The sequence below is a fragment of the Cellulosimicrobium sp. CpK407 genome (genome assembly GCF_051844275.1).
Classification (GTDB): domain Bacteria; phylum Actinomycetota; class Actinomycetes; order Actinomycetales; family Cellulomonadaceae; genus Cellulosimicrobium; species Cellulosimicrobium cellulans_G.
This window is the reverse complement of record NZ_JBGNYC010000043.1, coordinates 1-25340: the sequence shown is the minus strand read 5'-3', so window position 1 is coordinate 25340 and position 25340 is coordinate 1. Positions and strand designations below refer to the sequence as shown.

The following is a 25340-nucleotide window of genomic DNA, read 5'->3' as shown; positions in this document are numbered from 1 at the left end:
GGACGCCCACGACGGTGGGCCCCGACCTTGGGGAGTCTAGACCCGTTGTCGTGAGCGCGGTCACAGGAGTCCATCATTCGGCGGGACCGCTCGCAAATGCCCGCCGGCGGTCGTCGGCGGCATGGCAGAGGCTGCTCCGCCGTGGCGGCGTCAGCGGGACCGGCGCTGCCGGACGGCCTCGTACAGCACGACCGTCGTCGCGCTCGCGGCGTTGAGCGAGCTCGCCGAGCCGAGCATCGGGATGCTCACCATGACGTCGCACGCCTCGCGCCACCCGGCGCTGAGGCCGGTCGTCTCGTTGCCGGTGAGGACGAGCGTCGGGCCGGTGAGGTCGTGGTCCGCGAGTTCGACGTCGCCGTCCTCGTCCGTCCCGAGCAGGGTCAGGGGAACCCCGGCGGAGCGCTGCGCGGCGACCCAGTCGAGGACGTCGCGCCCCGCGGGGACGCGCACGGTCGGCACGGAGAAGATCGAGCCCGTGCTGGCGCGCACGGCGCGCGGGTCGTACGGGTCCGCGGCGTGCCCCGCGACGACCAGCCCGCCGCCCCCGAACGCGTCGAGCGAGCGTGCGACGGTCCCGACGTTGCCCGGGCTCGTGGGGCGGTCGAGCACGACGCCGAGGAACGCGGTGCCCTCGTCCCCGGCGGCACGGCCGCCGACGGCGATCCGCCCCAGGTCGTCGGGCGGCGTCGCGACGACGGCGAGCAGCTCCGGCGCGTCGTCGTCCTTGCCCCCGAGCTCGCGCATGAGCTCCGACGACACCGCGAACCGCCGGGTCCGGACGCGGTCGAGCATCGCGTGCGCCCAGCTCGACAGCGACCGGTCCGCGTCGACGAGCCAGGTCCGCACGGTCCAGCCCGACTCGACGGCGAGCGTGATCGGCCGCACGCCCTGGACGACCATCTCGCCCGCGCGGTGCCGCTTGGTGCGGTTGGTGAGCAGCGCCTCCCACTGCTGGAACGCGGCGTTGCGGGTGGTGACGCGCTGCACGGGTCAGGCCTCCGGGGTGGTCGTGGTCGGCGCGGCCGACGGAGATGCCGGCACGGGCGCGACGCGCGGGAGCCCGCCGGTGAGCGCGGCGGGCTCGGTCGCGTCCGCCGCGCGCGCTGCGCGCTCGACGGCCGCGGCGACGAGCGACGTCACCTCGGGGTTGAACACGCTCGGGATGATGTAGGTCGGGTTGAGCTGGTCCTCGTGGATCGCGGACGCCAGGGCGCGCGCGGCCGCGAGCAGCATGCCGTCGGTGATGCGGTGCGACTGCGCGTCGAGGAGGCCGCGGAACACGCCCGGGAACGCGAGGACGTTGTTGATCTGGTTCGCGAAGTCGGAGCGCCCGGTGCCGACGATCGCCGCGTGCCTCGCCGCGTCGACCGGGTCCACCTCGGGGCGCGGGTTCGCCATCGCGAAGACGATCGCGCCGGGCGCCATGCGCGCGACGTCGTCGCCCGTGAGGACGTCGGGCGCGGACACGCCGATGAAGACGTCTGCGTCGACGACGGCCTCGCGCAGCGTCCCCGTGACGTGGCGCGGGTTGGTGTTGACGGCGGTCCAGGCGAGCGACGGCGACAGTCCCGGCCGCGCGGGGTGGACGACACCCTCGATGTCGGCGACGACGACGTCGTGCGCGCCCGCGGCGAGCAGGAGCTTGAGCACCGCGGTCCCGGCGGCACCGGCGCCCGACAGCACGATGCGCACGTCCGGCAGGTCCTTGCCCACGACCTTCAGCGCGTTCGTCAGCGCCGCGAGCGCGACGATCGCCGTGCCGTGCTGGTCGTCGTGGAACACGGGGATGTCGAGCTCGGCGCGCAGCCGGGCCTCGATCTCGAAGCAGCGCGGCGCCGAGATGTCCTCGAGGTTGATGCCCGCGAACACGGGCGCGATGGCCTTGACGGTGCGCACGATCTCGTCGACGTCGGTCGTGTCGAGCGCGATGGGGAACGCGTCGATGTCCGCGAACCGCTTGAACAGCGCGGCCTTGCCCTCCATGACGGGCAGCGAGGCGAGCGGGCCGATGTCGCCCAGCCCGAGCACGGCCGAGCCGTCGGTCACCACGGCGATGGTGTTGCGCTTGATCGTGAGGCGGCGCGCGTCCTCGGGCTTGGCCGCGATGGCCTCGCACACGCGCGCGACGCCGGGCGTGTAGATCATCGACAGGTCGTCGCGGTTGCGGATCGGCACCTTGGACTCGATCTGCAGCTTGCCGCCCAGGTGCAGCAGGAACGTGCGGTCCGAGACGCGGTCCACGACGACGCCCGGCAGCGCGCGCAGCGCCTCGACGATCTGCCCGGCGTGCTCCTCGCCGCGCGTCGCGACCGTGACGTCGACCGTGATGCGCTCGTGGCCCGAGGCCGTGACGTCGAGGGCGGAGACGATCCCGCCGGTGTGCTCGATCGCCGTCGTCAGCTCGCTCACGGCGGTGGGGCGCGCCTCGACCTGGAGCCGGACGGTGATGGAGGAGGAGACACTCGGCGCTGACGTCATGGGCTCCAGTATCGCGCGGCGACCGCGCGCCCGGCACGACGACGGCGCCCCCTCAGGAGCGCCGTCCCGCCAGCACCGCGGCGGCTATCAGGCGTGCAACCGTGTCCGCTGCAACGGCGCGAGGTGGCCGTCGTGGCCGGGTCTCGTCCGGTCAGCGAGTCCCTACGTGGACTTCCTGCGCGTGGGTACCGCCGAGATGCTGTTGTCCCTCCATCACAGCCCGGGCGACCGACGAGCGCAACCGCTCCGCGGGGACTTCCACACCGTGTTCTACGGGCGTTCGAACAGCCCGGAGCGGTTGGTCCGGGAGGTCCGGATCGGGCCCTTCGGCGGGCGGCGGGAGTCGTCTCGTGATCCCGGCCGCACCCCGTTCAGCCGCGGCGGCGACGGCGCAGCGCGCGCCACGCGACCCACGCCACCACGCCGAGCGCGACGACCCCCGCCACGGCGAGGACCGGCGTCGACCCCGAGAGGTGCGACCGCAGCGCGACCGGCTTCGAGAACGTCAGCGCACCCCAGCCGTGCTCGGCGGCGAGCCGGCGCAGCGTCCGGTCGGGGTTGACGACGAACGCGTGCCCGACCGCGCCCAGCATCGGCGCGTCGGTCACCGAGTCGGAGTAGGCGTAGCTCGCCTCCAGGTCGTACCCCTCGTGCGCGGCGAGCTCGCGGATCGCGACGGCCTTGTTCTCGCCGTACGCGTAGAAGTCGATCGCGCCCGTGTACCGGCCGTCCTCGACCGCCATGCGCGACGAGATCGCGTGGTCGGCGCCCAGCACCGCGGCGATGGGCTCGACGACCTCGCTCCCGGAGGCGGACACGATGACGACGTCGTGCCCGTGCTCGTGGTGGGACTCGATGAGCTCGACCGCCTCCGCGTAGACGACGGGGTCGATGTGCTCGTGCAGCGTCTCCTCGACGATGCGCGACACCGTGGCGACGTCCCATCCGGTCACGAGGCTCGACAGGTGCGCGCGCATGCGCTCGGTCTGGTCCGCGTCGGCTCCGCCCACCATGAACAGGAAGTGCGCGTAGGCGCTGCGCAGCACGTCCCCGCGGTTGATGAGCCCGCCGGCGAAGAACGGCCGGGAGAACGCCGCGGCCGACGACGTCGCGATGATCGTCTTGTCGAGGTCGAAGAACGCGGCGACCCGGCCGGTGCGGGGCGGGTCCGTCGGGTCCGGGAGCGGGGTCACGGTCGCGAGCCTAGCCGCGGAACGTGGCCGTCCACAGGAGCGCTCGCCGGGGCGCCCGTCCACAGGTCGCGGTTCCGCCCCGACGCCATCCGCCCGGTCACGGCAGGGTGGGTCGCCGGTGGACGGGCGGGGGGAGGACGCGATGGGCGGGGCGGTCGTGGCGGTGGTGGGAGCGCGCGGCGGCGCGGGCGCGAGCGTGGTCGCGTCCGCGCTCGCCCGCGCGGTGGCGCGACGTCGCGCACCCACGTGCCTGGTCGACCTCGCGCTCGTGGGCGGTGGGCTCGACGTGCTCCTCGGCATCGAGCAGGACCCGGGCGTGCGCTGGCCCGACCTGGCCGACGCGCGCGGCCGGCTCGACGGCGAGGACCTCCTCGCGCGCCTGCCGCGGTGGGGCACGGTCCCGGTCGTCAGCACCGAGCGCGGCGGCGGCCCGGAGCCCGCGGCGCTCGCGGACGTCGTGGCGGCGCTCGCCGAGGTCACGTCCGGCCGGTCGGGGGTGCTCGTGCTCGACGTCGACCGTGCCGCGCTCGGGCCTGGTGGTGCCGGCGGGGAGCTGCTCAGGGCGTGCGACGAGGTGCTGGTCGTGACGCCGCTCGACGTGGCCGGGGTCGCGGGCGCTGCGGCGGTGCGCGACCGGGTCCCCGGCCCGGCGGCGCTCGTCCTGCGCCGACCGGCTCCGGGGCGGTTGTCCGGCGGGGAGGTCGCGGACGCCGTCGGGCTCGGGGTCGCCGCGGCGGTCGGCTGGGACCGGGGGCTCGCCGCGGCGATCGAGCGCGGCCAGGGCCCGTGCGTCGGGCGCGGGCCGGTCGTGCGCGCGGGACGCGACCTCGCGGCGCGGTACGCGGGGAGCCTCGGGTGAGCGGGCGCGACCCGAGGCCGGGACGCTCGGAACGGGGGCGCGGCCCGCTGCTGGACGGCGTCCGGGACCGCCTCGTGCGGGCCGGCGCGGAGGCCGGCCTGGGCTCGGCGGGGCCCGACGACGCGGCCGTCGCCGACGCGCTGCGGGCGTCCGGGCGCGTGCTCGGCACGACCGCCCTGCGGGAGCTGACGCGCACGGCGCACGCGGAGATCTTCGGCGCCGGACCGCTCCAGCGCTACCTCGACGAGCCCGGGGTGACCGACGTGCTCGTCAACGGGCCCGACGAGGTCTGGGTCGACCGCGGCGCCGGGCTCGAACGCGTCGTCGTCCCGCTCGGAGGGCCGGAGGCCGTGCGATCGCTGGCCGTGCGGCTCGCCGCCGCGGGCGGGCAGCGACTCGACGACGCCTCGCCCGTGGTCGACGCCCGGCTGCCCGACGGGACGCGCCTCCATGCGGTGGTGGCTCCGGTGTGCGGGGCCGGGGCCGTGATCTCGCTGCGCGTGCTGCGGACGCGGACGTTCGGCCTGGCCGACCTCGTCGCGTCCGGCACGGTCCCGCACGCCTGGGAGCCGGTCCTGCGCCGGCTCGTCGCGGCGCGCGCGAGTGTGCTCGTCTCCGGCGGGACCGGGACCGGCAAGACGACGCTGCTCGCCGCGCTGCTCGCGCTCGTCCCGCCCGACGAGCGCATCGTCTGCGTCGAGGAGGCGCGCGAGCTCGACCCGGACCACCCGCACGTCGTCCCGCTCACGGCACGCCGGGCGAACGTCGAGGGCGCGGGCGGCGTCGACCTCGCCGACCTCGTGCGCGCCGCGCTGCGGATGCGCCCCGACCGCATCGTGCTGGGCGAGTGCCGCGGCGCGGAGGTGCGCGAGGTGCTCATGGCGCTCAACACCGGCCACGAGGGCGGGCTGGCGACCATCCACGCGAACGACGTCGAGGTGATCCCCGCGCGCCTGGAGGCGCTGGCGGCCCTCGCGGGGATGGACCGCGCCGCCGTGGTGGCGCAGGCCGCCGGTGGGCTCGACGTGGTGCTGCACCTGCGTCGGCTGCGCGCGGGCGGCACGACCCGGCGCGTGCTCGCCCAGATCGGCGTCGTGCGGAGCGACGAGCGGGATGGTCTGCGCGTGGACCTCGCGGGGTCGTGGGACGGCGCTCCGGTGCTTCCGGAGGGGCCGGACCGGGCCGACAGGTCGCCGGCCGATGGCACGGGGCCCGTCGCCGGCCCCGCGTGGGACGAGCTCCTGGCGCGGTGGTGCGCGTGAGGTTCAGGTGACGGGCCTCGTCGGTGCGCTCGTCGGCGCCGCGGTCTGGTGCGCCGTAGCACGAGGCGGACGCCCGGCCCGCAGCGTCGTCGGCCGGTCCTCGCCGCGGACGGGGCGACCGGTGTTCCTGCGGCGCAGGTCCCGGGTGCGGGCCGTGCCGGAGCTCGTGCGCGTCGTCGTGACGCAGGTCGGGTCGCTCCTGCGGTCCGGGGCCGCGCCCGGCGCGGCGTGGGAGCGGGCGCTCGGGGTGCGGGTCGACGCCGCGGGCGTCCCCCGCGTCGTCGACCTCGCGCCGCACGTGGGCGGGCTCCCCACGGCGCGGGCCCTCGTGGCGGCGTGCCGGCTCGCGGTCGAGGTGGGCGCACCGCTGGCCCCGGTGCTCGACGAGGTCGCGGCCTCGGTGGCGGCGGACGCCGAGGCCCGCGCCGAGCGGGACGCCGCGCTCGCCGGGCCGCGGGCGACCGCGCGCGTGCTCCTGTGGCTCCCGGCGGTGGGCGTCCTGCTGGGCTACGTCCTCGGGGCCGACCCGCTCGGCACCGCGACCGACGGCGGCATCGGGTCCGTCGGGGTGCTCCTCGGGCTCGTGCTCCTGCTCGCGGGGCGCACCTGGTCCGGGCGGCTCGTCGAGCGGGCGCGCGCCGCGGGGGAGGACCGGTGACCGCGCTCCTGGTGACGGCGTGGGTCCTGGTGGCGACCGCGCCGTGGTGGGCGGCGCGGGCGGCCGTCGTGCGGCGGGCCGTCGCGGTGTCGCGACAGCCGGAGAGCACCGCAGGCAGCCCCGGCGGGGCGACGGGCGAGGCGGAGCGGGAGGGACGGGGCGGAGGTCGAGGGCGACCGGACGACGGACCCCTCGAGACGGGCGTGCTCCTCGAGCTCCTCGCGGCGGCGGTCCGCTCCGGCGCAGCCGTCCCGCGCGCGCTGGACGTGGTCGGGGTGTGCGTCGGCGGTCGGGAGGGCGCCGCCCTGCGAGCCGCGGGCGCGGCGCTCCTCCTCGGCGCGTCGTGGGACGCCGCCTGGGCCACGGCGCCACCGCGGCTCGAGGTCGTGCGGCGCGCGCTGCGTCCGGCCTGGCTGCACGGCGCGGCCCCCGCGCCCGCGCTGCGCGCCGCGGCGCAGGCGTCGCGCCAGGACCGGACCGCCGCCGCCAAGGCGGCCGCGGCGCGCCTCGCCGTGCACCTCGTCCTCCCGCTCGGCGCGTGCTTCCTCCCGGCGTTCGTGCTCGTCGGGCTCGTGCCCGTCCTCGTCTCGCTGGGGTCGGGCCTGCTGGGTTGACGGTGAGCGTCGACCTCCCCGGTGCACGGGCGGCACTCGGCTACCCGGGTGGCACTCGGCTACTCGGGTGGCACGCAGCTACACGGGTTGCTCTCTGCGTGCGACGCGGAGGCAAGTCGCCCCCACGCCCGCGATCCCGACGCCGCCCAGGACGAGAGCGGCCGTCGTGATGCCGGGGAGGGCCGCGCGCGACGTCCGCACCTCGCGGCCGTCGGGCAGGTGCCAGGCGCAGTCGACGCGGGCCGGCAGGACCGTGAACCGCCCCACCACGCGGTCGGTGTAGCCGTCGAACCCGGGCGGCGCCTGCTGCTCCAGCAGGCACGCGCTCGACGCGTCGTTCGCGTGCCGGTAGCGCACGACGGCGGTCGGGGCGAGCGCAGCGAGAACCGCGACGACGAGGCACAGGACGCCGCACACGAGGGTGACCAGGCTCGCGGGGTCGAGGCGTGCGGACCGCGCTGCACCCTCCGACGGTCGTGCCACGCCAGGATGCTGCGCGCGTGGGCGTCCACAGGCCCGGATCGAGACGGTCCCGTCCACCGTCCGGTGTCAGCGCCGTGCGGGAGCGCGCTCGTGTGCGGCACGGTGGCGCCGCACGCCCGTGACCACGGGCCACGAGAAGGGGGAAGCACCCATGGCAGGACAGGGACGGCGCGCGCTCGCGCGTCTGACGGGACAGAGCGCGGGACAGGACGGCGAGGCCGGTCTCGCGACCGCGGAGTACGCGATCGCGACCGTGGCGGCGGCGGGCTTCGCCGGGTTGCTCATCGTCGTGCTCAAGAGCGGCGAGGTGCGCGAGCTGCTGCTCGGCATCGTGCGCAGCGCGCTGTCGCTGGGCTGAGCCGTGCGACGGGACGCAGGCTCGGGCACCGGTGCGTGGCGCGCGCCCTGGCCGTGGGCGCTCCGCCCGCACGAGGTCGGCCCGCGCGAGGTCGGTTCGCCCGAGGTCCGCCCGCGCGAGGTCGGTTCGCACGAGGTCGGCCCGCCCGAGGTCGGCCCGCGCGAGGTCGGCCCGTGCAAGGTCCGGTCGCGCGACGGCCGGGAGCGTGGTGCGGTCACGGCGGAGCTCGCCGTCGCGCTGCCGGCGGTCGTCCTCGTCCTCGTCGTCGTCCTCACCCTCGCCGCGGCGGCGGGCGCGCAGATGCGCTCCGCCGACGCGGCGAGGGCCGCCGCCCGTGCCGCGGCCATCGGCGAGGACGACGCGACCGTGCGCGCGACGGCGCTCCGGGTGGCGGGGGACGACGCGACCGTCGGCGTGACGCGCGGGGACCCGTGGGTGGAGGTCCGCGTCACGACGCCCGTCGTCGGCGGCTGGCTCTCCGGGTCGCCGCTGCGCGCGAGCGGGGAGGCCGTCGCGTGGGTCGAGCCATGACCCCGGACCGGAGCGTCGTCGGGACCGGCGCGGCCGCGCGTGCGTGGCCGGGACGCCGCACCGGTCGCGGCCCGGCCCGGGCCGGGAACGGGCGGTACGACGGGGCGCCCGACACGGAGCGCGGCGCGGGCACGGTGCTCGTGCTCGGGATCGTCGCGGCCGTGCTCGTGCTGGCCCTCGGTCTGGCGGCGCTCGCGCACGCCCAGGCCGCCCGCGGAGCGGCGCAGACCGGCGCCGACCTCGCGGCGCTCGCAGCCGCCACGGCCGCTCGGGACGGCTGGGACCCGTGCGACCGCGCCCGTGAGGTCGCGGCCCGCAACGCGGTGTCGGTCACGGCGTGCGCAGACCAGGGCGGCGGGGTCGTGCGGGTGGATGTCACCACGACCGTCGGCGTCACCGTCCTCGGTGTCGCGCTCGGCCGGGCGAGCGCCGCCGCACGCGCAGGCCCGGCGACCACACGATGACCGCGGTTCGACCTCGCACGACCGCGGTTCGACCTCGCGCAACCGCGGTTCTACCCCGCGCGACCACGGTTCTCCCTCGCGGCACCCAGGTTCTCTCCCGTGGGGCCCCGGTCCTAACTCTTGCGGCCGGGCTCCTCGCTCGTGGAGGCGGGGCCGTCGCTCGTGCGGTCGAGATCCTCGCCCGCCGGGGCGTGGGCGAGGACGGCGTCGAGCAGGCGGACGGCGGCGGCCTTCTCGAGCGGGGCGTTGTACGACCCGCACTTCGGCGACTGCACGCACGCCGGGCAGCCGTCGTGGCAGGGGCAGCGCGCGATGGCGTCGCGCGTCGCGCGGAGCCAGGTCGCGCCGAGCTCGAACCCGCGCTCGGCGAAGCCGGCCCCGCCGGGGTAGGCGTCGTGCACGAACACGGTCGCCTCGCCGGTGTCGGCGTGCAGCGCGGTGGAGACGCCGCCGAGGTCCCAGCGGTCGCACGTGGCGAGGAGCGGGAGCAGGCCGATCGACGCGTGCTCGGCGGCGTGCAGCGCGCCGGGCAGCTCGTCGGCGTCGACCTCCGCCTCCTCGATCACCGACTGCGGGACGGTCCACCACACGGCCATCGTGGGGAGCGTGCGCTCGGGGAGGTCCAGGGTCTCGGTGCCGAGCACCTGCATGTCCGGGAGGCGCCGGCGCTGGAAGCTCACGACCTGCGAGCACACGTCGACCGGGCCGTACCCCCAGCCGACGGGCCCCCAGCTCCGCTCGACGACCTCCCGCCCGGCGGCGACGTCCCCGTCCGCGGGCTCGTCGACGATCGTGATGGACGTCGCCGACCGCGACCACGTCCCGTGGTCGACGTCCTGGCGGCGCACGAGCGCGACGTGGTCGGCCAGGTCGAGGTGCTCCACGACGTAGGTGCGGCCCTGGTGGACGTACACCGCGCCGTCGTGCACGGACCCGTCCGCGGACGCGGCGTCGACCGTGCCGAGCAGCCGGCCGGTGCGCGCCTCGGCGACCCGCACGGGCGTGCCGCCCGAGCCGCGCAGGTCCGTCATACCGGACGCGGGCTGCGCGTGCGTCCAGTACCACCCGGACGCGCGACGGCGCAGCGCGCCGCGGGCGACGAGCACGTCGAGGAGACCGCGCACGGCGTCGGGGTCGCCGAAGGCCGCGAGGTCCTCGGAGCGCAGCGGGTTCTCGGCCGCTGCCGCACACAGGTGGGGCGCGAGGACGTACGGGTTGGCGGGGTCGAACACGGTCGCCTCGAGCGGGGCGTCGAACACGGCCTCGGGGTGGTGCACGAGGAACGTGTCGAGCGGGTCCTCCCGTGCGACGAACGCGACGAGGCCGTCCGCGCCCGCGCGCCCGGCGCGGCCCGCCTGCTGCCACACGGACATGCGGGTGCCCGGCCAGCCCGCGATGAGGACGGCGTCGAGGCCGGAGATGTCGACGCCGAGCTCGAGCGCGTTGGTCGTCGCGAGGCCCAGGACGTCGCCCGTGCGCACGGCGTCCTCGAGCTCGCGCCGCTCCTCGGGCAGGTACCCGCCCCGGTAGGCGGCGACGCGCCGCACGAGCCGCGGGTCGACGACGCGCACGCTGTCCTGCGTCTGGACCGCGACCGACTCCGCCCCGCGGCGCGAGCGCGTGAACGCGAGCGTGCGCGCGCCCGCGATGACGAGGTCCGCGAGCAGGTCCGCGACCTCGGCCGTCGCGCTGCGCCGCGGGTGCTCGGCTGCGGCGTCCACGGCCGTCGGGACCGTCGGGTCGTCGTCGTGCCCCTCGGCTGGACCGGCGTCGGTGGCCGCGTCGAAGCCCACGACGACGGGCGGCTCCCACAGCGCGAACGTCTTGCGCCCCGCGGGCGACGTGTCCTGCGCGACCGTCACGACATCGTCGGGCTCGACGCCCACGAGGCGTGCGGCGCTCGTCGCAGGGTCGGCGGTCGTGGCCGACGCGACGACGAACGTCGGCGGCCGGTCACCCTCGCGCGCGTAGTGCGCGGCGAGGCGCCGCAGCCGCCGCAGGACGAGCGAGACGTGGGCGCCGAACACCCCGCGGTAGGCGTGGCCCTCGTCCACGACGACGTACCGGAGGTCACGCAGGAGCCGGGACCAGCCGCGATGGTTCGGCAGGAGCGCGAAGTGCAGGAAGTCCGGGTTGGTGAGCACGACGTCGGCGTGCTCGCGGACCCAGCGCCGCTCGTCCTGCCCGGTGTCGCCGTCGCACGTCGCGACCCGCACGTCGCGCGTCCCGGCGGCGTCGAGCAGCCGCTGGAGCCCCGAGAGCTGGTCGGCGGCGAGCGCCTTGGTGGGCGAGAGGTAGAGCACGGCGCCGCGTCGGGCGACCGACTCGATGCGGCCGGGGTCGAGGAGGCGCGCGGCGGCGTCGGCCCGGACCGAGGAGAGGGCGGGGAGCCAGAACGCGAGCGACTTGCCGGAGCCCGTCGAGGTGGCGAGCGCGACGTGCCGGCCCGACCACGCGGCGTCGGCCGCCGCGACCTGGTGCTCCCACGGGCGGCCGACGCCGAGCGCGCGGTAGCCCGCGACGAGCGACGCGTCGGCCCACGCCGGCCACTCGGCCTGGGTGCCCGCCCGCGCGGGCAGCTCGCGCACGTGCAGCAGCCGTTCGTCGCGTCGCCCGCCCGCGCGCAGCACGTCGAGCAGGGCCGCGCTCGTCGGTCGCAGGGAGGTGGGGGAGGGGGCGTGCGGCACGCCTCCGAGTCTCCCACCTCCGGCCCATCCTTCGGCCCGACGGCGGCCGTGCGCGGGACCTCCGGCCCTCGCGCGGCGCGCACCGCGCGGCCGAGGATCGACGCATGGGAGCGGTGCGCGGGGTCCGGGTCGTGGCGACGCCGGCGCTCGCCGTCGGGGCGCTCCTGCTCACCCGGCGCATGACCCAGACGTGGGGCACGTGGGAGGGCGAGCACGAGTGCGTGCTCCCGGGCGACGACCTCGTGCCCGACGCGCGTGCCGTCGTCGCGACGCGGGCGGTCACGGTCGACGCTCCGCCGGCGCAGGTCTGGCCGTGGCTCGTGCAGCTCGGCCAGGGCCGCGGGGGCTTCTACTCCTACGACGCGCTCGAGAACCTCGTGGGGCTGGGCATCCGGAGCGCGGACGCGATCGAGGAGCGCTGGCAGGGGCTGGCGGTCGGCGACGACGTCCACCTCGCCGACGAGGTCGCCCTGCGCGTCGCGCTCCTGGAGCCGGGCTCGCACCTCGTGCTGCGCGGCGCCCCCGGGCCGGGCCAGCCGGACACGATGCCGTTCCGGTTCTCGTGGGCGTTCGTCGTCCGCCCGCTCCCGTCGGCGGTGGACGGCACACCGAGGTCGCGCCTGCTGGTCCGCGAGCGCTACCTCCCGCTCGGCCCCGCAGGCCGGGCCACGGTCGAGGCGCTCCAGCCGGTGAGCTTCCTCATGACGCAGAAGATGCTGCGCGGCATCCGCGCCCGCGCCGGCCGCGGCTGACGCGGAACGAGCCACCCGCCGCCCCCGCTACCGCGAGGACTGCCGACGCGGCTGGGGGGCGTCAGCCGCGGAAGATCTCCGTCACCGCGCGGGAGAGGTACCACGGGTCGACGACCGCCGTCAGCTCGCGTGCGGAGTGCATCGAGAGGATGGGGACGCCGACGTCGACCGTGCGGATGCCGAGGCGGGTCGCCGTGAGCGGGCCGATCGTCGAGCCGCACGGCACGGTGTTCTTCGACACGAACTCCTGGCTCGGCACGCCCGCCCGTGCGCAGGCCCGCGCCCAGGCCGCGGCGCCGTGCGCGTCGGTCGTGTAGCGCTGGTTCGCGTTGATCTTGAGGATCGGCCCGCCGCCCGCGAGCGGTCGGTTCGCGGGGTCGTGGCGCTCCGGGTAGTTGGGGTGCACCGAGTGCCCGACGTCGCTCGACACGCACAGCGACGCGGCGAGCTGGCGGTGCCGCTCCTCGGGCGTCGCGCCGAGGCCGGTCGCGATCCGGTCGAGCACGTCCGCGAGGAACGGGCCCGACGCGCCGGAGCGTGACTCGGAGCCGATCTCCTCGTGGTCGAACGCCGCGAGCACGGGGATCACGTCCCCCTCGACGGGGGCGTCCGGCGTCCCGGCGACCTCGAGCAGCGCGACGAGCCCGGCGTGCACGGAGAGCAGGTTGTCGAGACGGCCCGACGCGAGGAACGCGCCGTGCGCGCCGAACACGCGCGGCGCCTGCGTGTCCGCGACGACGACGTCGTAGCCCGCGACCTCGCTCGCCCGGACGCCCGCGTGGTGCGCGAGCTCGGCGACGACGTCGGCGCCGCCCGGCCCGGCACCCGCGCCCACCGCGTCCGACCCCGCCGGGCCGGCCGCCGACGCCAGCCCCCACACCGGCTGCGTGTGCTGCTGCTTGTCGAGCGCGAGCCCGTCGTTCGCGGCGCGGTCGAGGTGGACCGCGAGCTGCGGGATGCGCAGCAGCGGCCCCGTGCGCACGAGGTGCTCCACGCCGTCGGACGTCACCAGGCGCCCGGCGAGCTCCAGCTCGCGGTCGAGCCACGAGTTGAGCAGCGGCCCGCCGTAGATCTCGACGCCCGCCTGCCACCAGCCCTCGCGCACGACGCCGGGCCGCGGCTTGAGCTTGAAGCCGGGAGAGTCGGTGTGGGCGCCGAGGATCGCGAACGGCGTCGTCGCGGTCGCGCCCGCGGGGACCGCCCAGGCGATCACCGCACCGTCCCGCACGACGACGTACCGCCCGCCCGCGCGCCCGTCGCCCTCGCTGCCGGTCGCCGGCGGCCACGCCGCTGTCTCGTCGAGCCACTCGAAGCCGGCGGCCTCCAGGCGGCGCGCGACCTCGTGGGCCGCGTGGTACGACGACGGGGACGCCTCGACGAACGTCGCGAGCTCTTGGGCGTGCGCACGCGCGCGGTCGTGAGGGGTCGGGTCGGTCACGGCGGCGGGTGCGGTCGGTGAGGTCACCCGCCCATCATCGCCCACGGCGGGGTCCTCGCCCCGGGTCGCTGCCGGGAAGAGTCACCCGACGACCACCTCGAACGGTGCGCTGACGATCGACGTGGACGTGCCGGTCGTGCCGTGCCAGGCGTCGAGGTCGGCGGCGCTCCCGAGCGCGTCGACCTCGAGCACGTAGTAGCCGGTGTAGGTGCCGGGTGCGAGCGTGCCGCCGTCGCACGGACTCGGCGGGGTGATGCCGAAGGGCTGGCGCTCCCCGGACGCGAGGTCGATCGGGTGGAACGGGGCGGGCTCCATCATCGGCACGGCGACGACCACCGCGTCGTCGACGAGCACCGTGCGTGCGAAACCGTTCGACGCCGCGACGAACGGCTCCTCGCCGTGGTTCGTGAGCTCGAGGGACCCGACGTCTCCTTCCTGCACGCCGGGGACCCCGGCGCCGCCCGGCCCGGTGAGCGTGAGCGTCGTCGTGGCGGCGAGGTCCGCCTCGGGAGTCCCGCACGCGACGGTCGTCCCGACGAGCGGTGCGACGACCTCCGGAGGAGCGGACGTGGCCGCGGGCGGGGGTTCGGTGGCACGCCATCCCGGGAGTCCCAGCGACACGGCCGCGACGCCGACCCCCACGACGCCGGCCGTCACGATCCCGGCCGTCGCGGTGCGGCGGACGCGTCGTCCGCGGCGGACCCGGTGCTGGACGTCGGCGAGCGGCAGCACGACGCCCTCGCGTCGTGGCGTGTCGGCGAGTTCGTGGAGGGAGTCGTCGAGGCGGGTCATGCGTCTGCCCTCCGAGGCGTGGTCGGGGCGTGGGGAGTCACGAGCCCGACCTGGTCGTCGGTGTCGTCGTCCGCCGCGTCGTCGAGGGGGCCCAGGAGGGTCTCGAGCTTGCCGACGGCGTTGTGCAGGTAGCGCTTGACCGTCCCCACGGAGAGCCCGAGGTGCTCGGCGATCCGCGGGACGGTGAGGTCGTCGTAGTAGCGCAGCACGACGCACGCGCGCTCCTGCGGCGCGAGCGCGCGCAGCGCGTCGCGGACGTCGGCGGAGGTGTCGGCGGCGTCCGCCGGGCCGTCCCGGTGCGGGGGAACGGCGACGAGGTGCTCGACGTCGCGCCAGCGTCGGGAGCGCCGGTACCCGTCGACGTACAGCGAGAGGATGGCACGGCGCACGTACGACTCGGGTGCGTCGGGCCATCGGTGGCGTCGGGACCGGACGAACACGCGGACCACGGCCTCCTGCGCGAGGTCCTCGGCGGCGGGGACGTCCCCGGTGAGGAGGTACGCGTAGCCCACGAGCGCGCTGCCGCGGTCCCGCACGAGCACCGTGAGCGGGTCGTCGGCGGGGCGGTCCTGGCCGGTCGCTGGTCGCACGGTCCTCCTCGAGGTGGGACGTCGCGGGTGCGTTCGTCCTGTCGCATCATGAGACGAGCGGCGCCCGCGAAACGTTGTACCGCGCGGGGCGCGGGCCTGCTCCCTAGGGTGGGTCCGTGAGCGCAGGCCGAGGAGCGGACGCGCCGGACCGCGCGACGACCTGGGTCGTCCTCCCCGGGCTGGCGCTGACGCCCGAGGACTTCGCGCCGCTGGCGGGCGAGCTCCGAGACGCCGCGCGCACCGACGACGTGCGCGTCCTGGACGCGTGGCGCACGCCGGTCACCGGGCCGGTCGACGCGGTGCGGACGGCCCTGCGGTTGGACGGCTCCGGACCGGTGGACCTCGTCGGTCACTCCGTGGGCGGGCTCGCCGCGCTGGAGTGGGCGCTGCTGCACCCGGGCGAGGTGCGCCGCCTCGTGCTCCTGGACCCGACGAGCCCGTGGGAGCCGCACCTCCCGGCCCTGCACCCGGGGCGGCCGACCGCCCGGGCGGGGGACGCGGCGGCTGCGATGGTCGGCAGCGCGCTCGCGACGGCCGGACCGGCCCTGCGGCGCCGGGCGGTGCGGGTCGTCGCCCGTCGCGCGGACCCGCTCCCGCGCGACGTGGCGCGGGAGCGCTACGGGAGCGCGAGCACCTGGACGATGCTCGCCCACGAGTGGTTCGCGAGCTGGGAGCAGGCGCCGCGGGTGCGCGCGCTGCTCGACTCAGGGCGCTCCCTGTCCACGGCGGCGGACCCGTTGCTCGTCACGGGTCTGCGCGGGAGCGCGCGGTTCCTGCGCCAGCAGCGCGAGCTGTCCGACCGGCTCGCCCTCCCGCGCGTCGGGCTCGCGGGCGAGGGGCACCTGTTCCCGCTCACCCGGCCCGACGTCGTCGCCCGCCTCGCTGCGGGCGCTCACCGCACGGAGCGGCGGACGCCGGGCGCGCCGCACGGGCACGCCCGGCCCTGACCGGCCCCTGACCGGCCCGGATCGGCGCCGGTCAGGTGATCGTCAGCCGGACCGGTGCCGAGACGAGCCAGCCCTTGTAGAGGCTCCCGCCCGCGGTCTCGGCGCCCCACGACCCGTCGACCTGCTGCAGGGCGTACCGCGTGATCATCCACGGGTGCACGACCTGCACCGTGTACTCGCCGGGCGGCAGCGACGCGTCCGAGGGCAGCCCCCACTCGCACGCCACCGCGGTGGTGACGACGTGGTCGAGCGGCTCGGTCGCGCCCGGCTCGAGGACGGCGTACGCCTCGGAGTCGGTGGCCGGCACGGTCGAGCTGACGATCACCCCGTCCCGGGCGACGACGTACGCCCGGAGCCAGCGGAAGTCGACCGTCTCGGTGCGCGCCGTGGGGAGCCCGGCGAGGCGGGCGGCGAGGGTGACCTCGGTCCCGCCCGCCACCGAGAGGGCCCCGGGGGTCTCGAGCCGTGCGAGGAGCTCGTCGCCGGTCGGGGCGGGCGCGGGCATGCCGCACTGGAGGTCCTCGTACGACGGCGCTGCGGGGAACGTCGTCGTCGGGCCGGTGAAGGCCCCGGGCACCGGGTCCGGGGTCTGCGAGGACGCGGATGGTCCCGCGTCGGGGTCGGCCGAGACCGTGAACGGCACCGACGGCGTCACGAGCCAGCCGTCGAAGAGCGGCTCGCTCGACCCGTCGGCGGCGGTCACGGGCTCGCCCCAGGCGCCGTCGCGCTCCAGCGCGTACGACGACACGACCCAGGGGACGACGACCGCGAGCTCGTAGTCGCCCGGCGGCAGCGAGGGCGAGTGCTCGGTGTCACCGTCGGGGTCGCACGAGGCGAACGAGTCGACCGAGGTGGCGAGGTCGAGCACGTCGCCCTCGGCGAGGTCGACGGGCGTCGCGCCGTCGAGGTTCGTGGGCGTCAGGAACGAGACGACGAGGCCGTCCTGCACGACGACGTACCCGGTGAGACCGGCCGGGTCCAGGACGCTCACGCGCGCGGCCGCGTCGACGGACACGCGCCCCGTGACCTCGACGAGGTCGGAGGACGCCACGGTGACGGCGGCCGGGTCGACCGACGCCGTCGCCAGCACGTCGGTGCTCGTCGCCGTGGGTGCGGGCGCGCCGCACCGGAGCGCGTCGGTCGTGACGGGAGAGGGGAACGCGGCCCGGTACGTGGGTGCCGGGCTCGGCGTGGGCTCGGGGGTCGGGGCGGGAGCGGGCAGGACGGGGCGCGGGTCCTCGGCGAGCAGGGCGTTCGCGCCGACGCCCGCGGCGGCGACGGCGAGCACGGCGGCCGCGCCGACCAGGACGGCACGGCGACGGCGGACGTGGCGCACGCCGTCGCGGACGAGACCGGCGGACGTCGCGTCGTCGGTCTGGGGGACCACCTCGTCGGCGACCGACCGCAGCACGACGTCGAGGTCGACGGGGCCGGGGTTCGTGGGGCGGTTCATCGCGCACCTCCAGGGGCGGACGGGGCGCTCCCGCGGACGGGAGCCGTGACGGGCAGGTCGTCGTCGGCGACGCGCAGCGGGCCGAGCCGCGCCGCGAGCTTCGCGTTCGCGTCGCTCAGGTACCGCTTGACGGCGCCCTCGCTCAGCGCGAGCCGTTCGGCGACGTCCCGGACGGTGAGGTCGGAGAAGTAGCGCAGGACGACGCACGCGCGCTCGCGGGGCGCGAGCGCGCCGAGCGCCTCGACGACGTCGACACGCGCCTGGACGACGGGCTCGACGCGGTCGGTGGGGACGGGCGGGGCGAGCAGGTGGCGCACGCCGTCCCAGCGGCGCCGCCGTCGGGTGCCGTCGAGGAACCCGCTGAGGACCGCGCGTCGCACGTAGCTCTCGGCGAGCGCGAAGTCGGTCGCCCCGCGGCCCCGCCGGAACGTCCGGAACAGGGCGTCCTGCACGAGGTCCTCCGCCTCCGTGACGTCTCCCGTGAGGAGATAGGCGTAGCCCACGAGGGCACGACGCCGTGTGCGGACGATCTCGTCCAGCACCTCTTCCCATCGCGCCATCGCGACCGCCTCCCCCGCTCCTGGAACCACTCTTGCCCTTCTCAACGACGGGGTCGAGGGTTTCGTTGGGGTGGCGGAGCTCGCGGTTCGGGGCGGCTCACGACCGGTCGGTGCGCCGCGTTTGTGACGTCCTGCACGAGTGGTCGTGACGTGCGCCACACGTGCGTAGACTCACCCCCATCGCTCCGGCAGGGGACCGGCGCGACGGTCGCGCGGTTCGTCAAGGAGGACGGATGCTCACGCTCGGTTCGGAAAGTCTCACCATCGTCACCGTCATCGCGGTGATCGCGCTCGTCGCGCTGGTCTTCGCGTTCGTCCTGCGCAGACAGGTCCTCGCCGCGAACGAGGGCACGGCGAAGATGCAGGACATCGCCCAGGCCGTGCAGGAGGGCGCCGGGGCCTACCTGAGCCGCCAGTTCCGCACGCTCGCGCTGTTCGCGGTGATCGTGTTCGGCCTGCTGTTCCTCCTGCCGGGCGACGGCGGCATCCGCGTGGGGCGCTCGGTCGCGTTCCTCGTCGGCGCCGGGTTCTCGGCGGCGATCGGCTACCTCGGCATGTGGCTCGCGGTGCGTGCCAACGTGCGCGTCGCGTCGGCCGCGACCCGGCCGGGCGGACGCACCGAGGGCGCGCGCATCGCGTTCCGGACGGGCGGCGTCGTCGGCATGTCGGTGGTCGGCCTCGGCCTGCTCGGCGCCGCGGGGGTCGTGCTCGTCTACAAGGCCGACGCCCCGGCCGTGCTCGAGGGCTTCGGCTTCGGCGCCGCGCTGCTCGCGATGTTCATGCGCGTGGGCGGCGGCATCTTCACCAAGGCGGCCGACGTCGGCGCGGACCTGGTCGGCAAGGTCGAGCAGGGCATCCCCGAGGACGACCCGCGCAACGCCGCGACGATCGCGGACAACGTGGGCGACAACGTGGGCGACTGCGCCGGCATGGCCGCCGACCTCTTCGAGTCGTACGCCGTGACGCTCGTCGCGGCGCTCATCCTGGGCAAGGCCGCGATGGGCGAGGAGGGCCTCGTCTTCCCGCTCGTGGTCACCGCGATCGGCGCGCTCGTCGCCGTGCTCGGCGTGTTCATCACGCGCGTGCGCGGCCAGGAGAACGGCCTCAAGGCCATCTACCGCGGGTTCTACCTCTCGGCGCTGATCGGCGCGGTGCTCGCCGCCGTCGCCGCGTTCGTCTACCTGCCCTCGTCGTTCTCGGCGCTCGACGGCACCGCGGACCTTGGCGACCTGTCAGGGGTCGCGGCCGACCCGCGCGTCGTCGCGAGCCTCGCGGTCGTCATCGGCATCGTCCTCGCGGGCATCATCCTGTGGATCACGGGCTACTTCACCGGCACGACGTCGAAGCCGACCCTGCACGTGGCGGCGACCTCGCGCACGGGCGCGGCGACGGTCGTGCTGTCCGGCATCGGCGTCGGGTTCGAGTCCGCGGTGTACACGGCGGGCGTGATCGCCGCGGCGATCTGCGGCCTGTTCCTGCTCGCGGGCGGCTCGGTGTGGCTCGCGCTGTTCCTCGTCGCGCTCGCCGGGTGCGGGCTGCTCACCACGGTCGGCGTCATCGTCGCGATGGACACGTTCGGCCCGGTCTCGGACAACGCGCAGGGCATCTACGAGATGTCGGTCGGCGAGTCGGGCGATGGCGACCCGGAGGCCGCGCAGATCCTCACGGACCTCGACGCGGTCGGGAACACGACGAAGGCCATCACCAAGGGCATCGCCATCACGACGGCGGTGCTCGCGGCGACCGCCCTGTTCGGGTCGTACGCCGACGCCGTGAGCCACGCGATGGCGGACGTCCAGACGGTCGGCAGCGGCCTCGTCACGGCGATGCTCGACTACGAGATCATCTCGCCGATCACGCTCGTGGGCGTGATCCTCGGCGCCGCGACGGTCTTCCTCTTCTCCGGTCTCGCGATCGACGCCGTGACGCGGGCCGCCGGGGCGATCGTCTTCGAGGTGCGCCGCCAGTTCCGCGAGCACCCCGGGATCATGACGTTCCAGGAGCGCCCGGAGTACGGCAAGGTCGTGGACATCTGCACGCGCGACTCGCTGCGCGAGCTCGCGACGCCGGGCCTCCTCGCCGCGTTCGCGCCCATCGCGGTCGGGTTCGGCCTGGGCGTCGGCCCGCTCGCCGGCTTCCTCGCCGGGGCGATCGGCGCGGGCGTCCTCATGGCGGTGTTCCTCGCCAACTCGGGCGGGGCGTGGGACAACGCGAAGAAGATCGTCGAGGACGGCGCCTACGGGGGCAAGGGCTCCGAGGCGCACGCCGCGACCGTCATCGGCGACACCGTCGGCGACCCGTTCAAGGACACGGCCGGCCCGGCGATCAACCCGCTCATCAAGGTCATGAACCTCGTGTCGGTGCTCATCGCCCCCGCGGTGGTGCTCATGAGCGTGCCCGCGGACGCGAACCACGCGCTGCGCATCGGCATCGCCGTGGTCGCGGCGGCGATCGCCTTCGGCGCGGTGATCATGTCCCGCCTGCGCGCGGCGCGGGTCGACCGCGAGGACTCGTCGGTCGAGCCGGAGCGGGTCGCGACCGGCGCCTGACCGGTCGCGGACCAGCGCACGAGGACGCCCGGGCCCGCGCGGCCCGGGCGTCCTGCCGCGCGGAGCCTCTCGCGTGCCCTCGGCCTACGGCCAGGCCTCCCGCCAGGCGTCGTAGAACACGTCGTCGTCGATCCGGGTCGGGTACGTGATCTCCCCGGGCACCGGGTCGGGCCCGGCGGTGAGCTCGACCGCGAAGTCGCCCCCCGCCGTGACCTGGACGGGCGTCCCCGCGGGAACCCGCACGGCGAGCTCGCGCGCGAGCGCCGCCACGTCCTCCTCGGTGAGCGGGGCGTGCTCGCCGAACTCGGCGCTCACCCGGTCGATCGCGGCGAGGCGAGCCAGCGCCGGGACCGCGGCGCCGACGTCCCGCACGTCGGCTGCGGTGAGCGGACCCGGCGTACGACCGGCCACGACGGTGCGGAAGACCCACGGGCCCGGTTCGCCCGGGCCGGGGACGTCGTCGTTGGCGGCGAGCACCGACCCCAGGACCGCCGCGTCGGGGTCGTCGGCGAGCTCGTCGGCGAGCGCGACGGCAACCTCGACATGGTCCACGCGGACCTCGAGCCCGTCCTGCGTGACCGTGACCGCGGTGACGTCGGGGCGTGCACCGAGCCGGACCGCGAGGTCGAGCGCCTCCGGCGAGGCGTCGGCGTCGGTCCCCTCGAAGGTCACGTCGCCACCCTGGACGACGAGCGCGCCGGCGATCTCGGGGGCGGTGGACCGGGCGAGGGCCTGCGCGTCGGCGACGCGGGCCGGGTCGACCACGCGCAGCTCGAGGCACGGGTCCGGGGAGGTCACGAGCCGAGCCTCGGTGACGCCGTACTCGTCGTCGACGGCGCGGAGCGCGTCCAGCGCCGCGCTCGGGTCGTCCCCCGAGGCGACCTCGGCGACGAACGGTCCGGCGGTGACCACGACGTCGGTGCCCTCGAGCGGCTGCAGCTCGTCCCCGGGGAGGGCGAGGTCCGCGACGAGACGGGCGAACCGCTCGGGGTCGTCCAGGTCGACGCTCACCTCGCTCGTGCCGAGCTCGCCGCCGACGACGGCCGGGTCGTCACGGAGCGCGTTCCACGTGTCGAGGACGGCGTCGTTGCGCTCGCGGTCGGGACGGGCGCCGAGCGTCAGGTGCTCGACCTCGAGCGACCCGTCGACGCCGTCGTGCGCGTCGACGTACGCACCGAGCTCGTGGAACAGCTCGGCCACGCGCTCCGCGGACGTGCCGGGCTCGACGACGAGGGTCCCGTGCGCGGAGCCCGCGAAGGGCAGGTCGTTCGACGCGTCGGTCTCGACCTCGGCCACGTCGGGCGTGCCGCGCCAGTCGTCCTCGAAGCGCTGGGCCTTCGCCGACCCCGCGTTCAGCGCGCACGCCGAGGTGAGGCCGACGACGAGGACGGCGGCGCACGACGTGGCGAGGGTGCGCGGGGCGACGGTCACGGTCGCCGATCGTAGCGGGGGCAGGGCCGGGGCCCAGGCGCCCCGGACGCGGCCTGCCCTCAGCCCTTGACGGTGAACGGCGCGCGCAGCAGCGCGTCGTCGCGGGACGACGGGCCGACGCGGAGCTCGAACTCGCCCGGCTCGACGACCCGGCGGCCCTGGGCGTCGACGAGCGTGCAGTCCGCGACGGGCACCTCGAGGTCGACCGTCACCTGCTCGCCGGGCGCGAGCGCGACCTTGCGGTACGCCTTGAGCTCCTTCTCGGCCCACGTCACCGACGTGACCGTGTCGCTCACGTAGACCTGCACGGTCTCGCGGACGGGCCGTGCGCCGGTGTTGGTCAGCGTGACCTGGGCGCGGACGACGTCGTCGGGGCCGTGCACGGAGCCCAGGACGCGCAGGTCCGCGTAGTCGACCGTCGTGTAGCTCAGGCCCTCCCCGAAGGCGAACGCGGGGCGCTGCGTGAGGTCGGCGTACCGGTCGCCGTGCTGGCCGCGCACCACGTTGTAGTAGGTGGGCTGCTGGCCGGCGTGGCGCGCGAAGGAGATCGGGAGCCGCCCCTCGGGCTCGATCTGCCCGAGCACGAGCTCGGCCACCGCCTGCCCGCCGCGCATGCCGGGGTTCGCGGCCCAGACGATCGCGGCGGCGGCGTGGGCGGACGGCGGGAGGACGAGCGGCTTGGACGCGACGACGACGACCACGACGGGTGTGCCCGTCTCGACGAGCGCGTCGAGCAGCGCGACCTGGCCGCCGACGAGCTCGAGCGTCGCGGTCGACTTGCCCTCGCCGACGAGCTCGATCCGGTCGCCGACGACGGCGACGACGAGGTCCGCGTCGCGCGCCACGGCCACGGCCTCGGCGATCAGCGCGTCGTCGGGCTCGGCCGGCACGACGACCTGCGGGCGCGGCTGCCCGTCGGGGAACAGCTCGCCCTCCGGGTCGGGCTCGAGCGTGAGGATGTCGGCACCGCGCGCGTGCGTGACCGTCCATCCCTCGGGGACGTGCGCGCGGAAGCCGTCGAGGACGGTCGTCGTCATCTCGCGCGGATGCCCGTCGGGCAGCCAGTCGGCCTGCCCCGACGCTCCGGCCCAGTCCCCGAGCTGCGTGTGGTCGTCGTCCGCGTTCGGCCCGACGACGGCGACCGTGCGCCCGCCCGTGAAGGGGAGCGTGCCGTCGTTCGTCAGCAGGACGAGGGAGCGGCGCGCGACCTCGAGGTTGACGGCCGTGTGCTCCGCCGAGGCGATGACGGCCTCCTGGCGCGCGACGTCGGGGCGTCGCGGGTCCTCGAACAGGCCGAGCCGGAACTTCAGCGTGAGGATGCGGCGGACCGCCGCGTCGATCGCCGACTCCTCGACGAGCCCGCGCGCGACCGCCTCCAGCGCGCCCTCGAAGAACTTCGGCGTCGTCATGACCATGTCGTTGCCCGCGCGGACGGCGGCGGCGGAGGCGTGCACGTAGTCGGGCTGGATGTGCTGCTCCCAGACCATGCGGCCGACGTTGTCCCAGTCGGTGACGAGCGTCCCGGTGTAGCCCCACTCGCCGCGCAGGACGTCGTCGAGCAGCCAGCCGTTGACGGTGACCGGCACGCCGTCCATGGACTGGTAGCCGAGCATGAAGGTCGCGCAGCCCTCGCGGGCGACGCGCTCGAACGGGGGCAGGAACCAGGACCGGAGCTTGCGCGGCGAGATGTCGGCCTCGCTCGCGTCGCGGCCGCCCTGCGTCTCGGAGTAGCCGGCGAAGTGCTTGGCGGTCGCGAGGACCCCGGTCGGGTCCGCGAGACCCTCGCCCTGGTACCCGCGCACCATCGCCGACGCGAGCTCGCCGATGAGGTACGGGTCCTCGCCGAAGGTCTCGTCGACGCGGCCCCAGCGCAGGTCGCGCGCGATGCACAGCACCGGCGAGAACGTCCAGTGGATGCCGGTCGCGGCGACCTCGACGGCCGTGGCGCGGGCGACCTGCTCGACGAGGTCGGGGTCCCACGTGGCCGCCATGCCGAGCTGCGTGGGGAAGATCGTCGCGCCGACCCAGAAGGAGTGGCCGTGGATGCAGTCCTCGGCGACGAGCAGGGGGATGCCGAGCCGGGTCTGCCCGGTGAGCGCGTGGGCCTCGAGCACGTTCTGCGGGGACGTGTGCAGCAGCGACCCCGCGTGCTTGTCCAGGACCGCCGGGCCGACGCCGTCGCGCGCGTCGAGCTGCAGCATCTGCCCGACCTTCTCGGGGAGCGTCATCCGCGCCAGGAGGTCCTCGACGCGGTCGGCCACGGGCAGCGCAGGATCGAGGTAGGGGAGGGTGCTCACGGACGGTCCTTCCACGGCGACGGCGACGGTTCCCGGGTGCGCGTCGAGCGGTCACCGCTCACGCTCGGGAGCCCGGGCGCGGCCACTCTACCGGTAAAACTGAATAACCGGTAAGTAAGTTTGGGTGCTCAGTGCCAGTGGTCCAGGAAGCGCGCGACCGTCTCCGTCGCGTGGTCCAGCACGCGCCCGTCCTCCGCCGCCGCCGCGGACAGCAGCGCCGCGTCGACGACGTGCGCCACCAGGTCGACGTCCGACACGTGCGCGTGCCCCGACGCGTCCAGCACGGTCTGCGCCGCGGCGAGCAGGCGCGGCCGCGACGCGCGCATGATCGGCCGGAGCGCCGGGTCGCGCATCGCCGTCAGCATCGGGTCCAGCCGCACGTCGACCACCGTGTCGTCCACGTGCGGGGCGTACAGCGTCTCGATCAGCTCGCGCGCGGTCGCCGCGCTCGAACGACGTTCCCGCGACAGCGTGTCCGCCCGGTCCTGCGCCGCCGTGGCGCGCACGTCCTCCGCGGCCTCGACCGCCGTCGAGACCAGCGACGCGCTCGTCGGGAAGTAGTACGACGCCGAGCCCTGCGGCACGCCCGCCGCGCGCGCCACCCGGCGGTGGGTCACGGCGCCGAAGCCCTCCTCGATGAGCAGGTGCGCCGCCGCCTCCACCATCGCGCGCTGTCGTTGCGCGCTGCGCCCCTGCACCGTGGCGCGCGCCCCGTGCGCCGGGTCGTGGACCGTCCCGGTCCCCGCGTTCCCCCCGTCGTGCCGCGCCGCCCGGTCGATGGTGCCCGCTCCGTCGTCCACGCTGCCATCGTAGTGAGGCCGACACCGCGCGCCCGGAGACCCGGTACGCCGAGGTAGAGCCCTGGTTGGCCGAGGTAGAGCCGTGGTTTCTGTGTTCGACGGCGTGGGGTTGCCCTGGGTGGGCGGGGTGGGTGGTGGTGCCGC

General features: G+C 76.0%; 23 protein-coding genes. 10 read left to right on the top strand and 13 right to left on the bottom strand.

Annotation, left to right across the window (positions count from 1 at the left end; genetic code table 11):
* Positions 1–150 precede the first annotated feature (150 nt).
* The 3 genes from ABWU78_RS16280 to ABWU78_RS16270 form a co-directional block, all read right to left on the bottom strand.
* Positions 151–987: a TrmH family RNA methyltransferase gene (locus tag ABWU78_RS16280; RefSeq protein ID WP_353707559.1), complete on the bottom strand. Its 837-nt coding sequence runs from the start codon at positions 985–987 to the stop codon at positions 151–153.
* 3 nt (positions 988–990) lie between these two features.
* Positions 991–2478 carry an NAD-dependent malic enzyme gene (locus ABWU78_RS16275; protein ID WP_253055276.1) on the bottom strand — a complete coding sequence of 496 codons (1488 nt, stop codon included), beginning with the start codon at positions 2476–2478 and terminating at the stop codon, positions 991–993.
* A gap of 371 nt (positions 2479–2849) precedes the next feature.
* Entirely contained in the window at positions 2850–3671 is an 822-nt protein-coding gene (locus ABWU78_RS16270) for an HAD family hydrolase (RefSeq protein WP_253055277.1), read from the bottom strand.
* 118 nt (positions 3672–3789) lie between these two features.
* Between ABWU78_RS16270 and ABWU78_RS16265 the strand changes: the two genes are divergently transcribed.
* The 4 genes from ABWU78_RS16265 (at position 3790) to ABWU78_RS16250 (ending at position 7064) form a co-directional block, all read left to right on the top strand.
* A complete protein-coding gene (locus ABWU78_RS16265; protein ID WP_253055278.1) occupies positions 3790–4530 on the top strand; it encodes a pilus assembly protein FlpE in 741 nt (246 codons plus the stop codon).
* Positions 4527–5792 (top strand): TadA family conjugal transfer-associated ATPase, encoded by a 1266-nt coding sequence (locus ABWU78_RS16260; protein ID WP_439158964.1) that lies wholly within the window; start codon positions 4527–4529, stop codon positions 5790–5792. The genes ABWU78_RS16265 and ABWU78_RS16260 overlap by 4 nt, the downstream gene beginning before the upstream one ends.
* Before the next feature lie 154 nt (positions 5793–5946).
* Positions 5947–6450, top strand: a complete 504-nt coding sequence (locus tag ABWU78_RS16255; RefSeq protein ID WP_353707560.1) for a hypothetical protein — start codon at positions 5947–5949, stop codon at positions 6448–6450.
* A complete protein-coding gene (locus ABWU78_RS16250) occupies positions 6447–7064 on the top strand; it encodes a type II secretion system F family protein (protein ID WP_353707561.1) in 618 nt (205 codons plus the stop codon). Before ABWU78_RS16255 ends, ABWU78_RS16250 begins: the two co-directional genes overlap by 4 nt.
* Before the next feature lie 78 nt (positions 7065–7142).
* Here ABWU78_RS16250 and ABWU78_RS16245 read toward each other — a convergent pair whose 3' ends face one another.
* A complete protein-coding gene (locus tag ABWU78_RS16245) occupies positions 7143–7547 on the bottom strand; it encodes a hypothetical protein (protein WP_353707562.1) in 405 nt (134 codons plus the stop codon).
* A gap of 151 nt (positions 7548–7698) precedes the next feature.
* Here ABWU78_RS16245 and ABWU78_RS16240 point away from each other — a divergent pair, with 151 nt between their 5' ends.
* From ABWU78_RS16240 to ABWU78_RS16230, 3 genes are all read left to right on the top strand, one after another.
* The gene (locus tag ABWU78_RS16240; protein WP_308202353.1) at positions 7699–7905 is read left to right on the top strand and encodes a DUF4244 domain-containing protein; all 207 of its coding nucleotides are present in this window, start codon (positions 7699–7701) and stop codon (positions 7903–7905) included.
* A gap of 237 nt (positions 7906–8142) precedes the next feature.
* Entirely contained in the window at positions 8143–8436 is a 294-nt protein-coding gene (locus tag ABWU78_RS16235; RefSeq protein WP_253055331.1) for a TadE family type IV pilus minor pilin, read from the top strand.
* Entirely contained in the window at positions 8433–8900 is a 468-nt protein-coding gene (locus ABWU78_RS16230; protein ID WP_439158963.1) for an Rv3654c family TadE-like protein, read from the top strand. Before ABWU78_RS16235 ends, ABWU78_RS16230 begins: the two co-directional genes overlap by 4 nt.
* Positions 8901–9013: 113 nt before the next feature.
* On the opposite strand, the gene ABWU78_RS16225 is transcribed toward ABWU78_RS16230, so the two are convergent.
* A complete protein-coding gene (locus ABWU78_RS16225; RefSeq protein ID WP_439158962.1) occupies positions 9014–11587 on the bottom strand; it encodes a DEAD/DEAH box helicase in 2574 nt (857 codons plus the stop codon).
* 104 nt (positions 11588–11691) lie between these two features.
* Here ABWU78_RS16225 and ABWU78_RS16220 point away from each other — a divergent pair, with 104 nt between their 5' ends.
* Positions 11692–12339 carry an SRPBCC family protein gene (locus ABWU78_RS16220; protein ID WP_439158961.1) on the top strand — a complete coding sequence of 216 codons (648 nt, stop codon included), beginning with the start codon at positions 11692–11694 and terminating at the stop codon, positions 12337–12339.
* A 61-nt stretch (positions 12340–12400) separates the two neighbouring features.
* Here the strand turns inward: ABWU78_RS16220 and ABWU78_RS16215 are convergent, their stop codons facing one another.
* Genes ABWU78_RS16215 through ABWU78_RS16205 form a run of 3 tightly spaced genes read right to left on the bottom strand, consistent with a single transcriptional unit; the run spans position 12401 to position 15159 of the window.
* Positions 12401–13804 (bottom strand): M18 family aminopeptidase, encoded by a 1404-nt coding sequence (locus ABWU78_RS16215; RefSeq protein WP_439158960.1) that lies wholly within the window; start codon positions 13802–13804, stop codon positions 12401–12403.
* Positions 13805–13858: 54 nt separating this feature from the next.
* On the bottom strand, positions 13859–14569 hold the full coding sequence (locus ABWU78_RS16210; protein ID WP_439158959.1) for a hypothetical protein: 711 nt from the start codon (positions 14567–14569) through the stop codon (positions 13859–13861).
* Positions 14566–15159 carry a sigma-70 family RNA polymerase sigma factor gene (locus ABWU78_RS16205; RefSeq protein ID WP_439158958.1) on the bottom strand — a complete coding sequence of 198 codons (594 nt, stop codon included), beginning with the start codon at positions 15157–15159 and terminating at the stop codon, positions 14566–14568. Before ABWU78_RS16205 ends, ABWU78_RS16210 begins: the two co-directional genes overlap by 4 nt.
* Before the next feature lie 116 nt (positions 15160–15275).
* Here ABWU78_RS16205 and ABWU78_RS16200 point away from each other — a divergent pair, with 116 nt between their 5' ends.
* Positions 15276–16106 carry an alpha/beta fold hydrolase gene (locus ABWU78_RS16200; RefSeq protein ID WP_439158957.1) on the top strand — a complete coding sequence of 277 codons (831 nt, stop codon included), beginning with the start codon at positions 15276–15278 and terminating at the stop codon, positions 16104–16106.
* Positions 16107–16137: 31 nt separating this feature from the next.
* Here the strand turns inward: ABWU78_RS16200 and ABWU78_RS16195 are convergent, their stop codons facing one another.
* The gene (locus tag ABWU78_RS16195) at positions 16138–17559 is read right to left on the bottom strand and encodes a hypothetical protein (protein ID WP_439158956.1); all 1422 of its coding nucleotides are present in this window, start codon (positions 17557–17559) and stop codon (positions 16138–16140) included.
* Positions 17556–18119 carry a sigma-70 family RNA polymerase sigma factor gene (locus ABWU78_RS16190; protein WP_253055289.1) on the bottom strand — a complete coding sequence of 188 codons (564 nt, stop codon included), beginning with the start codon at positions 18117–18119 and terminating at the stop codon, positions 17556–17558. Before ABWU78_RS16190 ends, ABWU78_RS16195 begins: the two co-directional genes overlap by 4 nt.
* 233 nt (positions 18120–18352) lie before the next feature.
* On the opposite strand from ABWU78_RS16190, the gene ABWU78_RS16185 reads away from it, so the two are divergent.
* Complete coding sequence (locus ABWU78_RS16185) at positions 18353–20668, top strand: sodium-translocating pyrophosphatase (protein WP_439158955.1); 2316 nt, start codon at positions 18353–18355, stop codon at positions 20666–20668.
* Positions 20669–20752: 84 nt separating this feature from the next.
* Here ABWU78_RS16185 and ABWU78_RS16180 read toward each other — a convergent pair whose 3' ends face one another.
* The 3 genes from ABWU78_RS16180 to ABWU78_RS16170 all read right to left on the bottom strand — a co-directional run bounded on the left by ABWU78_RS16180 (position 20753) and on the right by ABWU78_RS16170 (position 25196).
* Positions 20753–22099: a hypothetical protein gene (locus ABWU78_RS16180; protein WP_439158954.1), complete on the bottom strand. Its 1347-nt coding sequence runs from the start codon at positions 22097–22099 to the stop codon at positions 20753–20755.
* A 59-nt stretch (positions 22100–22158) separates the two neighbouring features.
* Positions 22159–24396: a glycoside hydrolase family 3 N-terminal domain-containing protein gene (locus ABWU78_RS16175; RefSeq protein WP_439158953.1), complete on the bottom strand. Its 2238-nt coding sequence runs from the start codon at positions 24394–24396 to the stop codon at positions 22159–22161.
* 128 nt (positions 24397–24524) lie between these two features.
* Positions 24525–25196 (bottom strand): TetR/AcrR family transcriptional regulator, encoded by a 672-nt coding sequence (locus ABWU78_RS16170; protein ID WP_439158952.1) that lies wholly within the window; start codon positions 25194–25196, stop codon positions 24525–24527.
* Between the last annotated feature and the right edge of the window lie 144 nt (positions 25197–25340).

Bases quoted from the DNA above. Each gene is read 5' to 3' on its own strand.
- ABWU78_RS16230 (WP_439158963.1), top strand. From the start codon at position 8,433: ATGACCCCGGACCGGAGCGTCGTCGGGACCGGCGCGGCCGCGCGTGCG.
- ABWU78_RS16220 (WP_439158961.1), top strand. From the start codon at position 11,692: ATGGGAGCGGTGCGCGGGGTCCGGGTCGTGGCGACGCCGGCGCTCGCC.
- ABWU78_RS16195 (WP_439158956.1), bottom strand. From the start codon at position 17,559: ATGAACCGCCCCACGAACCCCGGCCCCGTCGACCTCGACGTCGTGCTG.
- ABWU78_RS16210 (WP_439158959.1), bottom strand. From the start codon at position 14,569: ATGACCCGCCTCGACGACTCCCTCCACGAACTCGCCGACACGCCACGA.
- ABWU78_RS16190 (WP_253055289.1), bottom strand. From the start codon at position 18,119: ATGGCGCGATGGGAAGAGGTGCTGGACGAGATCGTCCGCACACGGCGT.
- ABWU78_RS16275 (WP_253055276.1), bottom strand. From the start codon at position 2,478: ATGACGTCAGCGCCGAGTGTCTCCTCCTCCATCACCGTCCGGCTCCAG.
- ABWU78_RS16240 (WP_308202353.1), top strand. From the start codon at position 7,699: ATGGCAGGACAGGGACGGCGCGCGCTCGCGCGTCTGACGGGACAGAGC.
- ABWU78_RS16185 (WP_439158955.1), top strand. From the start codon at position 18,353: ATGCTCACGCTCGGTTCGGAAAGTCTCACCATCGTCACCGTCATCGCG.